Origin of the sequence: Candidatus Colwellia aromaticivorans (assembly GCF_003333305.1) — a bacterium.
Lineage (GTDB): Bacteria > Pseudomonadota > Gammaproteobacteria > Enterobacterales > Alteromonadaceae > Colwellia > Colwellia aromaticivorans.
In genome coordinates this window covers 1-12897 of the sequence record NZ_QOLD01000025.1, presented here as the reverse complement: position 1 = coordinate 12897, position 12897 = coordinate 1, and the positions used below count along the sequence as shown (strand labels likewise).

9 protein-coding genes are annotated in these 12897 nt (G+C 36.9%); 2 read left to right on the top strand and 7 right to left on the bottom strand.

Annotation, left to right across the window (positions count from 1 at the left end):
• Positions 1-142: 142 nt before the first annotated feature.
• Entirely contained in the window at positions 143-3415 is a 3273-nt protein-coding gene (locus tag DWA31_RS04165; protein WP_245942475.1) for a hybrid sensor histidine kinase/response regulator, read from the top strand.
• 16 nt (positions 3416-3431) lie between these two features.
• On the opposite strand, the gene DWA31_RS04160 is transcribed toward DWA31_RS04165, so the two are convergent.
• Both DWA31_RS04160 and DWA31_RS04155 read right to left on the bottom strand, forming a co-directional pair.
• Positions 3432-4085 carry a LuxR C-terminal-related transcriptional regulator gene (locus tag DWA31_RS04160; protein ID WP_114325404.1) on the bottom strand — a complete coding sequence of 218 codons (654 nt, stop codon included), beginning with the start codon at positions 4083-4085 and terminating at the stop codon, positions 3432-3434.
• Positions 4086-4251: 166 nt separating this feature from the next.
• Positions 4252-4644, bottom strand: coding sequence for an OsmC family protein (locus DWA31_RS04155; RefSeq protein ID WP_114325403.1), 393 nt, complete (start codon positions 4642-4644; stop codon positions 4252-4254).
• 202 nt (positions 4645-4846) lie between these two features.
• Between DWA31_RS04155 and DWA31_RS04150 the strand changes: the two genes are divergently transcribed.
• Positions 4847-5311: a hypothetical protein gene (locus DWA31_RS04150; protein WP_114325402.1), complete on the top strand. Its 465-nt coding sequence runs from the start codon at positions 4847-4849 to the stop codon at positions 5309-5311.
• A gap of 146 nt (positions 5312-5457) precedes the next feature.
• On the opposite strand, the gene greA is transcribed toward DWA31_RS04150, so the two are convergent.
• The 5 genes from greA to DWA31_RS04125 form a co-directional block, all read right to left on the bottom strand.
• Positions 5458-5934, bottom strand: a complete 477-nt coding sequence (gene greA / locus DWA31_RS04145) for a transcription elongation factor GreA (protein ID WP_114325401.1) — start codon at positions 5932-5934, stop codon at positions 5458-5460.
• 280 nt (positions 5935-6214) lie between these two features.
• Complete coding sequence (carB, locus tag DWA31_RS04140) at positions 6215-9433, bottom strand: carbamoyl-phosphate synthase large subunit (protein ID WP_114325400.1); 3219 nt, start codon at positions 9431-9433, stop codon at positions 6215-6217.
• Positions 9434-9464: 31 nt separating this feature from the next.
• A complete protein-coding gene (carA, locus tag DWA31_RS04135) occupies positions 9465-10649 on the bottom strand; it encodes a glutamine-hydrolyzing carbamoyl-phosphate synthase small subunit (RefSeq protein WP_114325399.1) in 1185 nt (394 codons plus the stop codon).
• 631 nt (positions 10650-11280) lie between these two features.
• Positions 11281-12087 (bottom strand): 4-hydroxy-tetrahydrodipicolinate reductase, encoded by an 807-nt coding sequence (dapB, locus tag DWA31_RS04130; protein ID WP_114325398.1) that lies wholly within the window; start codon positions 12085-12087, stop codon positions 11281-11283.
• A gap of 34 nt (positions 12088-12121) precedes the next feature.
• Positions 12122-12553: a hypothetical protein gene (locus DWA31_RS04125; protein ID WP_114325397.1), complete on the bottom strand. Its 432-nt coding sequence runs from the start codon at positions 12551-12553 to the stop codon at positions 12122-12124.
• Positions 12554-12897 lie beyond the last annotated feature (344 nt).

Here is a 12897-nt window from a genome sequence, read left to right as displayed (position 1 = left end):
AAAGTATCTATAACAAAGCATCCTGCTTCATGTTGTTGCCAACATAATTAAGCGTAGAGCAAAAAATTAGCATTGCAAATATTTAAATTAAATAATCAATGCGTGTGCCATTGCCGGAACAACACGGATAATAAAAACGAGTTTGCAACTTAAAATTACTTCCATTGCCGATTTACTGTCTGCCCGTTTTGGTAAATCTCAATCTTTAGCTATCATCATTACTTTAGTGGCATTAATTGGCACTATGCCCTATATTGCACTCCAGCTAAAAGCGATTATTTATTCCTATCAAATATTACAAGAAACATCTGATTTACTTACCTGGCAGCTAGGCCTAATTGTTAGTATAATTTTAGCCGTTTTCACCATTATTTTTGGCATTCGTACTATCGATGTTACTGAACGCCACTCGGGCGTTATGATGGCAATAGCGTTTGAGTCACTGGTAAAGTTAATCGCTTTTCTATTAGTAGGACTATTTGTTTCTTTTGTTTTATATGACTCCCCTATCGATATTTGGGAGCTATCAAAAGATTCCATTTCATTAGAAGAACAATTTAGTGGTAATAGCCTAATAGGACTATTGGGATTACTAATTATTGGTATCTCTGCGTTTTTGTGTTTCCCAAGACAATTTCAAGTCATGTTTGTTGAAATAAAAGAGCAGAAAACCAGTACACTCGCTCGTTGGGTACTGCCCTTATACTGTGTGATTTTTGCTTTCTTTGCTGGACCATTAGGCTTAGCTGGTAACCTGTACTATGGTGATTCATTACCACCTGATGCTTATGTATTATTTTTACCTGCGTATAACGGGCAATTGTGGTTGTCATTATTTGCTTTTTTAGGCGCTGTTTCAGCGGCAAGCTCTATGGTCATTGTGTCAACTATCGCGTTAAGTACCATGCTCAGTAATGAAATTATTTTTCCTTTAATGTTTAAATATTCAACTAAACAACATAATAATTTTAACCACTTTCAATCACAACTTTTACTCATTCGTAAAGCCCTCGTATTGGTTGTTATTTTTTTAAGTTTCGGCCTGTTACTCTTATCGCCGCCTGACACCTTATCGTCATTAGGCGAAGTTGCATTTGGTGCTATAGCCCAAATAGGTCCTGCCTTATTTGTCGCTTTTTATTGGCGAAGAGCAACTCTTTCAGGAGTGCTTGCTGGTATAAGTAGTGGCTTTATCATTTGGGCCGCCTTTAATTTATTACCACAATTGGGAATATATGATCACCCTCTAGCAACAAGTGATTTACCTCAAACAACTGTAATCACATTAATTGGACTGTTGGTCAATATGATTATGCTTTGGCTCGTGTCTTTAGTCACACGACAAAGTATCCGTGAACAAATGCAAAGTAAATTTTTTTATACCGCGAAGAAAAAGACCCAGTGGAACTTACCTATTCAACCTAAGGTAGACATTATTGAATTAAAGTTTTTAGTGGCTCGATTTATTGGCAAAGAAAAAGCCGATGAATGTTTCAAACAGTTTTATAGCACTCATCAAAATAAAAATAACAAAGAACTTAATGAAGCTGTGCTATTTCATGCTGAAAATACACTTGCTCGTGTATTAGGCTCGGCTTCGGCAAAATTAGTTACCTCGCTTGCCATTAATGGCCGAGGAATGGCTTTTGATCAAGTTGCGAAGTTGGTTGAAGACAACTCTAGCCAACAATTAGAATTTAGTAGAACTGTTCTACAAAGTGCTATAGAAAATGTCAGTGAAGGTATTTCGGTTATCGATAGTGGTTTACAGCTAGTGGCCTGGAATCGACGTTATCTAGATATTTTTAATTACCCTGATAATTTTATTTATATTGGCTGCCCTATCAGCCAATTAATACATTTCAATTTAAGTCAGCAAGGTTATTTTGTTAAAGATATTGATTTACAGGTTAAAAAGCGCATTCAGTATATTAAGGAAGGTAGTCGCCATAACTCTGAATATAAGCTAAAAAATGGTAAAACTATTCATATAGAAGGCAGTCCTATTCCCGGTGGTGGTTTTGTCATGATTTTTTCAGACATCACCAAATATCGTCATACCGAAAAAGTATTAAAAGAAGAGAATACTGATCTAGAATCCAGAGTACGCTATCGCACCGCAGAATTAGAACAAGCTAACAGAGAGCTCGCACAAGCAAATAGTGAATTAGCTCAAGCACATGATAAAGCAGAGCAAGCCCATATAAAGAAAAGTCAGTACTTAAAAGCCTGTAGTCATGATTTATTACAGCCTTTATCAGCAGCACGATTATTTTCTTCTGCTATCACATTAAGCTCTAGAGTCAATGATGAAGAACGAAATCAAATAAAACAAATTGATAACTCTTTAGAAATTGCCAATAACTTATTACTTGATCTTAATGAAATAGCACGTATAGAAAGTGGCAATATTTCACCAACGATTGCTCCGGTTGAAATCAAATACTTATTCTCTATGCTAACATCTGAATTCCAAGCCTTAACAACTGAATTCAAGGTTGATTTTCACTTTCAATCGAGCAAACTTTATATTGCTAGCGATATAAAGTTACTCTCAAGAATAGTCCAAAACTTTCTTAGCAATGCTTTTCGTTATGCACACCGCCTTGGTAATTCTCATAACAGCAAAGTACTCTTAGGTTGCCGTAGACAAGGAAACGAGCTTTCAATTCAAGTATTTGATAATGGCCCAGGTATTCCAGAAGATAAACAACAACAAGTTTTTGAACAATTTACACAACTAAATCCCATGAATTCCATTGGTCCAAAAGGTCTTGGTTTAGGTCTGAATATTGCACAAAGCTTAGCAAATATCCTTAACCACAAAATTGATTTAAAATCACAAGTAAATCACGGTTGCTTATTCAGTGTTAATGTCCCCATTTGCCAACCACTGGTTATGCATAAGCAAACACCGCGAGCAGCAAGCATGAGTTTACAAGGCGTAGGAGTATTATGCATTGATAATGAACAAGATATTTTATCAGGAATGACAGAATTATTATCGGCGTGGCAATGTAATGTATTTACAGCTATGAATGCCCAACAAGCCAAAGATATTTATGCTAATCACGAGGATGAAATAGACATTTTATTAGTCGACTTTCAACTAACAGGGCATCAAGATGACAATGAACAATTTTCCAGTAAGGTGTCTGCGAACGAGAAACACCTGCCATCAGACTTAACAGATAAAGTGAATGGTATAGAGTTAATTGAACAATTAAGGGCAATGAGTTACAGCTCACTACCCGCTATACTCATTACAGCCACCACAGATAACAACTTAAGGTCACTAGCCAAGCAAGCTGACATAGGCTATTTACGCAAAATAATAAAGCCTATCGCTTTACGATCTTTAATGAGTTCATTATTAAGTAAAGAACTTGAGAAAAACTATTCTCATAAAATCTAAAAAAAGTTGCTATCAATTAATGACCAAATGAACCTTGATTCAATTGCATTTCATTCAGCACAATAACGGCTTGGGTGCGATTACGTACCCCAAGTTTTAAAAAAATTGTACTAGCATGACTTTTAATCGTAGATTCAGATAAACCTAGTTCATAGGCTATTTGTTTATTTAGCAGACCTTCAGCAAACATTGATAATATTTTATGTTGCTTGGGTGTTAATGAAGCAATTTTGTCATCGGCGCTATTACTATGTTGTTCTTTAACATTATATTCACCGTCTGGTGTCCATAATTTACCGTTAAGCACTTCTTTTATCGCTAACAACATTTCAGGAACTGGCGTCGATTTAGGAATAAATCCAGCAGCACCATGACTCATGGCTTTATAAATGGTTTCTTTATCTTCAAACCCAGAAATAATTACCACACCTAAATCAGGATAAGAGCGTCTAATACTAATTAAACTATTAAAGCCTTGAGCACCAGGTATATCTAAATCGAGTAATAATAAATCAGCCCCCTGCTCGTGCGCTAAATGTTGCTCTAATTCAGGAATAGTTTGTGCTTCAAAAATATCAGCATTAGCAAAATTTGCTTTGAGGGTTATAGTTAACGCTTGGCGAAATAATGGGTGATCATCCGCCAATATCATTTTCATGCTATCGGTCATAGTTATACTCATATTACTATCATTTTATTATTATTATGTATTACAAAAGTCAATCAAGATGAAACTTACATGGTAACAAACAGAATAACAAAATCTATATAAGCCTGCTAGAGAAATACAAATATAACTTAACATCCTAACTTAAATTTTTAGCTAACCGAATAAACTACACAATACTAATATCAAACTCGGGTAGTGCTTGAATAACTTTTTTAACCGTACAAGTATTCGCAGCTGCAAGTATTGCTTTATTATATTTCTTAGGGAAATTTTCAGGAAGGGTAACTGACAGTGTAATCTTTTTCTTGTAAGGATTATCTTCACTCAGGTTTTCATTATTTTGAACTACTTTTAATCCCTCTGTACTAATATCACGTTGTTGACAAAATTTACGCATGTAAAAAGCTGCACACAGTGGCATGCTTGCTAAAAAGTAATCAAAAGGCTCCGGTTGTTCAGCTTTACCACCCGCAGCGACACTTTGATCACTGATAATTTCATGCTCACCAAAACTGGCTTTTAACTGTTGTCCTTCGAGTAAGTTCACTTCAATTTTCATACTTTACATCCATAACAAATTTAGATGCCTTTATCATATATGAGCATTATCTAATATTGCAACACCTTCGTTAACTTATTCGAAATTAATTCTAAACCAATAACAAATAGTGCTTGAATGTTACTTAAAATAGATATACTGTACATCTATACAGTATATCTATTTATCTCGATTAACCATATTAATTAAGAGGTGTCTGACAATGATTAGCATAAATAATATCAATATAATCAATAACTCAACAAACATCAGTACAAGGGCCAATTGGTTACAACTTACTGACGTAAATAATAATTTAGAGCTATCTACTCAGTATGCCCATATATGCCAACAACATAAACAACAAAAAAAATGGGTTTTATTCATTAACCCTGAAGAAAGCTCAATTGAACAACTTGCCCATACTCATGATATTGATGCGTCAAAAATATTAATGGTTAATTACAAGAACTCCATTAAAGGCAATATAAGAGTAGAGTTAGCACATATCAAATCAGTATTAAGTAAAGGTAATTGCTCAGCGGTAATTGTGTCAAACAGTTCATTTGCCACACAAGAAATAGCACAACTAGAAAGCTCAGCAAAAAAGGGAGAAACACGATGTTTTTTACTTAAAAATACCGCATCAGGTAACTATCCTTTATCTAGCCAACGGGTAATGCATTAACATTCATTATCTATGAGACACGTTAGCTTACATACAATGATAATTATATTAGTCAATATTTTGGAGATAAAAAAACCTCAAACCCTTACGGATTTGAGGTTTTTTCAATGTTCTAGTTCGCTATTCTTAACCAGAAAATTGAAGTTTTATATATGCTCTACTGACATAATTTCATATTCAACCACACCGCCCGGTGTAGTGATATCAATTTCAGTATCAACTTCTTTGCCAATTAAGCCACGAGCAATTGGTGAGTTTACTGAAATTCTACCCGTTTTAAAATCCGCTTCATCATCACCAACAATTTGGTAAGTCACTTCGACTTCAGTATCAATATTTAGTAACTTAACTGTGGTACCAAAGATAACTTTGCCATGATTAGGTATTGTTGTTACATCAATCACTTGCGCATTACATAACCGACCTTCAATGTCTTGAATACGTCCTTCGCAAAAACCTTGCTCTTCTTTAGCCGCATGATACTCAGCATTTTCTTTTAAATCGCCATGTTCGCGCGCTGTAGCAATATCTTTTACAATGCGCGGGCGTTTTTCCATCTTTAAAACTCTAAGTTCTTCTTTGAGCAGATCTGCACCACGTAGGGTCATTGGGTATTTAGTCATTTTACTCTTCTTATTCAAACGATAAAGGCGGTTTACTTATATTTATACCAATCTCACTAAATATGTGATCATTTCTACTTGTTAAAACGACCAACTACTTCGTTATTTATTTAATAATTAGAACAACTAGTTATTGAAATAAATGCCTTGTATTTGGCCGCTTTTCCTACGTATAAAATAAATCACCTAATTAATGAAACTGGTATTAGATAAGAAAAACCACCTTTATAAAAAATTAGGTAAGACAAATACTAAAACGTTAATAGATGTCTTACATTTCTTAGCTACATTGTTTATGTAACTCTTGTATTGAAGTCACTGTATTTCTGTCATCTGCAGCATGTGCCTGACAAGCGGCAAAAGCAGCGTTAAGCGTTGTAGTATAAGCAACTTTATAACGAAGTGCTCCGCCACGCAATACCTTAGAATCTTCAATCGCTTTACGACCTTCAGTGGTATTAATAATATAGCTATACTCACTGTTTTTAATTCTATCGAGAATATGTGGACGACCTTCATGTACTTTGTTAACTAGACGTACAGGAACATCTGCTTCACCTAAAATAATCGCAGTACCGTGAGTTGCATCAAGTTCATAACCTAAAGCAACCATCTGTTTAGCGAGTTCAACTACGCGAACCTTATCACTGTTACGAACAGAAATAAGCGCACGACCAGATTTAGGTACACTAACACCAGCGCCTAAATTTGCTTTAGCGTAGGCTTCTTCAAAAGTTTTACCAACACCCATAACTTCGCCCGTTGAACGCATTTCTGGGCCAACTAATGGGTCACTACCATGGAATTTGTTAAACGGAATAACCACTTCTTTAACAGAGAAATACGGAGGAATAACTTCTTCGGTAATGCCTTGCTCTTTTAGTGATTTACCCGCCATAACACGCGCGCCAACTTTCGCTAAAGGCACAGCAGTTGCTTTTGAAACAAATGGAATGGTACGTGCAGCACGAGGGTTAACTTCAATAAGATAAACTTCGTTATCTTTAACTGCCATTTGCGTATTCATTAAACCAATAACGCCTAGCTCAAATGCTAAGTCTGTTACTTGCTTACGCATAACGTCTTGTACTTCTTGGCTTAAGCTATATACAGGTAACGAACAAGCACTATCACCTGAGTGAACACCAGCTTGTTCAATGTGCTGCATAATGCCGCCAATGACGACTTGCTCGCCATCACAAACCACATCTATATCAACTTCAATCGCATCATCAAGGAAGTGATCAAGCAATACTGGCGAGTCATTAGATACGCTTACTGCCTCTGTCATATAACGACGTAAATCATCTAAGTCATAAACAATTTCCATCGCACGGCCACCTAATACATAAGATGGACGAACCACTAATGGGAAGCCAATGGTTTCAGCTTTTGCCATTGCTTCATCGATAGAGGTTACCGTAGCATTTTCAGGTTGCAATAACCCTAAACGGTCAACTGCTTGTTGGAAACGCTCTCTGTCTTCTGCTCTATCGATTGCATCTGGAGAGGTACCAATAATTGGTACGCCAGCCGCTTCTAATGCTCGTGCTAATTTAAGTGGTGTTTGACCACCGTATTGCACGATAACGCCTTTAGGTTTTTCAATACGCACAATTTCCAATACATCTTCAAAGGTAATTGATTCGAAATATAGTCTATCTGACGTATCATAATCGGTAGAAACCGTTTCAGGGTTACAGTTAACCATGATGGTTTCATAGCCATCTTCACGTAAAGCAAGGGCAGCATGAACACAACAGTAGTCAAATTCAATACCTTGACCAATACGGTTAGGGCCACCACCTAAAATCATGATAGATTCTTTATCAGTAGGGTTGGCTTCACACTCTTCATCATAAGTAGAATACATGTAAGCCGTGTCTGAGCTAAATTCTGCCGCACAGGTATCAACACGTTTATACACAGGGAAGATATTAGCACTGTGGCGTTTTTTACGAATTTCTGATTCATTTACGCCAATAACATCAGCTAAACGTGAATCAGCAAAACCTTTACGTTTAAGTTTACGTAAGTACTCAGGCGTTAAAACTTTCATTCCGCCATCACGTACGTTCGCTTCTTCTAAAATAATGTCTTCAATTTGTACTAAGAACCAGCGATCAATATTCGTTAAACGAAATACGTCTTCAACCGTTAAGCCTAAACGAAAAGCGTCGCCTATATACCAAATTCTGTCACTACCTGCTTCTTGCAGTTCATGCATTATTTTAGTTTTAGCGCCCGGTTGAGTCACATCAACCATAGAGTCAAAACCATTTACGCCAACTTCTAAGCCACGAAGTGCTTTTTGCAGTGATTCTTGTTGGTTACGGCCAATAGCCATTACTTCACCAACAGATTTCATTTGTGTGGTCAGTCTATCTTCACAACCGGCAAATTTTTCAAAGTTAAAACGTGGAATTTTAGTAACAACGTAATCAATTGTTGGTTCAAATGACGCAGGTGTTTTACCGCCAGTAATATCATTGGTTAACTCATCAAGGGTATAACCTACCGCTAATTTGGCAGCAATTTTCGCAATGGGGAAACCCGTTGCTTTTGACGCTAATGCTGATGAACGAGAAACACGTGGGTTCATCTCGATAATAACCATACGGCCAGTATTTGGACAAATACCAAATTGTACGTTTGAACCACCGGTTTCAACACCAATTTCACGCAGTACCGCTAAAGAAGCGTTACGCATGATTTGATATTCTTTATCCGTTAATGTTTGCGCGGGTGCTACGGTAATTGAGTCACCTGTGTGAATACCCATTGGGTCGATATTTTCGATAGCACAAATAATGATACAGTTATCATTTTTATCGCGTACCACTTCCATTTCATATTCTTTCCAACCAATTAATGATTCATCAATCAGTAACTCTGAGGTTGGAGAAAGATCTAAACCACGCGTACAAATTTCAGTAAATTCTTCGATGTTATAAGCAATACCACCGCCTGTGCCACCCATGGTAAACGATGGGCGAATAATACAAGGGAAACCTAAAACCTTACTTGCTGCATGCGCTTCTTCAATAGTATGAACAATCTCAGCATTTGGCGTATCTAAGCCAATCGCTTTCATTGCTTTATCAAAACGACTTCTGTCTTCCGCTTTATCGATAGCATCAGCAGTTGCGCCGATCATTTCAACATTAAATTCTGCTAATACACCTTTAGCTTCAAGCTCTAATGCACAGTTTAATGCTGTTTGACCGCCCATGGTTGGTAATACCGCACAAGGACGCTCTTTTTCAATAATTTTACGAACAACTTCCCAATGAATGGGTTCGATGTAAGTGGCATCAGCCATATCAGGGTCAGTCATTATTGTTGCAGGGTTAGAGTTTACTAATACAACTCGATAACCTTCTTCACGTAATGCTTTACATGCTTGTGCACCAGAATAATCAAACTCACAGGCTTGACCAATAACAATTGGGCCTGCACCTAAAATCAAGATAGTTTTTAAATCTGTTCTTTTTGCCATGTCTTTATTCTCTCTTATCTTGTTTGTAGGTTTAAGCTTGAGTTGCTTTATATTCGTTAATCAAATCAATAAAATGATCGAATAATGGGGCAGCATCATGAGGACCGGGGCTTGCTTCAGGGTGACCTTGGAAACTAAACGCTGGTTTATCTGTGCGGTGAATACCCTGCAATGAATCATCAAATAATGATTTATGCGTTACAGTTAAGTTGCTTGGTAAGTCAGCTTCGTCAACAGCAAAGCCATGGTTTTGTGAAGTAATCATTACTACGTCACGTTCAAAGTCTTTAACTGGATGGTTAGCACCATGATGGCCAAATTTCATTTTGACGGTTTTGGCGCCACTGGCTAAACCTAGTAGTTGATGACCTAAACAAATACCAAACACTGGAATATCTGTTTCTAAAATAGTTTGAATCGCGCTAATAGCATAGTCACATGGTTCAGGGTCACCTGGGCCATTTGACAAGAATATACCATCTGGATTCATCGCTAAAACTTCACTTGCTGGTGTTTGTGCTGGCACAACCGTTAATCGACAACCACGGTCTACTAACATGCGTAAAATATTGCTTTTCGCGCCAAAATCATAAGCAACCACATGAAAGTTTAGCTTATCTAAAGAGTTACTAAAGTCTGAGAAGCCTTCACCCATTGCATGACCAAGTGACCAACTACCTGAAACCCACTGGTATTGCTCTTTGGTAGAAACTACTTTGGCTAAATCCATTCCTTTAAGTCCAGGAAAGTCTTTAGCATGCGCTAACGCTTTATCTTGCGCGGCTTGTATGCCTTCATCGCTGGCGTCATCGATAGTTATAATGCAGCCATTTTGTGCACCTTTTTCTCGAAGCACTCGCGTTAATTTACGCGTATCTATTTCGCTAATACCTAAGATATTATTTTCGATTAAGTAGTCGCTTAAATTTTGTTCATTTCGAAAATTACTGGCTAGTAGAGGTAAATCACGGATCACTAAACCTTTAGCATGAATACTATCCGACTCTTTATCTTCTGAGTTAGTACCTGTATTCCCAATATGCGGGTAAGTCAGGGTAATAATTTGCTCTGCATATGACGGGTCGGTAAGAATTTCTTGATAACCTGTCATCGAAGTATTAAATACTACTTCACCAACAGCCGTTCCCTGTGCACCAATTGCGGTGCCTTTAAATACAGTACCGTCTTCCAGTACTAAAATAGCAGATGTAGCCAATGTAACCTCCAAAAAGAAGAAATAACTTTATTAAACAAGATTTTTTAGTTAACTTGTTCAATAAGCCTAATGTAACGCAAATTCATTTATGCTCCCATAAGGGAAATACACTTCTTAAAAATACAACCAATTAAGGACTATAATGTTAAGTAAAAGTTGCACATAAAAAATGCCAAAAACAGCCTTTTTGCTAAATTCTTGACAAAATCCACTTATTTTACGCTTGTAGCCTTTCTTCGTCTAGTAATAATTGTAAAAACTTGTTCTTTTATGTGGCTTTATACCTTTCAGCAGCCAAACCATCAAAAACAATAGTTATCTAAAAATAAAACCAATATTATTTATTTGAAATTGATGTCAAATTAACAGCAATAGTTTTTACCATAAACGACTCAACTTTAAGCCGTATACCCGTGTTACTTCAAAATGCAGGATTCAGCTGGAATTAGAAGTATCACGGGTATATAGTTTAATTTAAAGGAAAAAGCACGGAGTTGACGTCAGTCATTACTCCGTACATCCTGTACTCCACCTTTCAGGCCATCCTTCGGATGTTCAAATTATTTCCCGAAGAATTTGTGAGTACTTTTGACACCTAAATTGAGCGATACAGCGACAAGATGTGTTGTTTCTAATCTTTTAAACCTAAAACATCTTGCATATCATAAAAGCCATTGTCGGCATTACTTAACCAAAATGCTGCACGCATAGCACCTAAAGCAAACGTCATACGTGAGCTAGCTTTATGGGTTATTTCTATACGCTCGCCCAAATCAGCAAAATAGGCAGTATGTTCACCAACAATATCGCCTGCTCTAACAGTAGCAAAACCAATGGTTTCTCTACTTCTTTCTTCGGTAATGCCTTCGCGACCATAAACCGCAACTTTATTTAAATCTCTACCTAGAGTATCAGCAATAACCTGACCCATTTTTACCGCAGTACCTGATGGTGCATCTTTTTTAAATCTATGGTGCGCTTCAAAAATTTCTATATCTGTATAGTCGCCAATTGCCTTTGCGGTTACTTGGAGTAACTTAAACATTAAATTAACACCAACTGATGTATTAGGCGCTAAAACAACAGGCGTATCTTGAGCAGATTTTGCAATTAGTTTCACTTGTTCATCATTAAAACCAGTAGTACCAATAACCAATGCTTTTTTATGCGCTTGGCACCATTTAACATTTTCTAATGATGTTTCTATCGAAGTGAAATCTATAAAAACCTGAGCATCAGTTAATTGCGCTAATTGTGTAGATGTTGATAAGCCTATTGCGCCAATCCCTGCTAATTCACCTAAATCAAAGCCTGCAAAAGATGAGCTTGCACGCACAGTACCGCCAACTAACTCAATACTTTCATGTTCATGAGCTGCTTGAATAAGGTTACGTCCCATACGTCCACTACAGCCTAATATTGCTACTTTTACTTTCATTTTTTATTCTCTTCTATACTGATAAAATTAATTGTTAGCCACTTATTGAAAACGTATTTGCCAATGATAGAGAGTTCACTAGTTCATGTGAAACCACATTCACTATTGCTAACTTCTGCTTAGTACTATTTAAAATACTTATATGGTAATAAGCACAGAAGTCTGCAAATACTTGTCCTTGCTCATCTATAAAACCCCAATCTACACAAGCAAGCAGCAAGTCATCATTGATTGACATATAACTCGCGCTTCGAGCAACTATTTTAGCGGTATTGGCTTGTTTAAGTTGGGTGAAAATATCATTAAACTCTTGTCGACAGTCATCAATACTATTGACCAGAACTATCTTATCTGGTGTGTGTAAAGTACAAGGTATGTGATAACACGCAACTACCGCATCCAAATCATAGGCACTAAATGCTGCTAAATAATGATCGAACAGGTTTTCAATTTGCTGAGTTTTCACATTTACCTCTTACTACCAATTGAAATAATGAATGATGAATTCATTATTTCAATTGGTATTATAATAAATCACTTACACGCTCTTTCACATCAGGATAATGTGATCAGGATAATTGCTCCTGCATTATCTAATAAGGTACTTCCTGTACCGTCTGCATTATCTAATAAGTCACATCCATGTGACGTCATGTGACCGCGATATACCGTTCATCCTGAACATATCGAGTAGGGTGAGGCTCATGCCTCATCCCTCTCACAGAACCGTACGTACGGACCTCGTATACGGCTCATGCAATTTACTATTTCTCATCACTTTGATCAGTAATAAGAAGCGAGAACGCCTGT

Excerpts from the sequence above, each read along its gene's own strand:
- dapB (WP_114325398.1), bottom strand. The coding sequence starts at position 12,087 with ATGAAAGTAAAAGTAGCAATATTAGGCTGTAGTGGACGTATGGGACGT.
- carB (WP_114325400.1), bottom strand. The coding sequence starts at position 9,433 with ATGGCAAAAAGAACAGATTTAAAAACTATCTTGATTTTAGGTGCAGGC.
- DWA31_RS04150 (WP_114325402.1), top strand. The coding sequence starts at position 4,847 with ATGATTAGCATAAATAATATCAATATAATCAATAACTCAACAAACATC.
- DWA31_RS04160 (WP_114325404.1), bottom strand. The coding sequence starts at position 4,085 with ATGACCGATAGCATGAAAATGATATTGGCGGATGATCACCCATTATTT.
- greA (WP_114325401.1), bottom strand. The coding sequence starts at position 5,934 with ATGACTAAATACCCAATGACCCTACGTGGTGCAGATCTGCTCAAAGAA.
- DWA31_RS04155 (WP_114325403.1), bottom strand. The coding sequence starts at position 4,644 with ATGAAAATTGAAGTGAACTTACTCGAAGGACAACAGTTAAAAGCCAGT.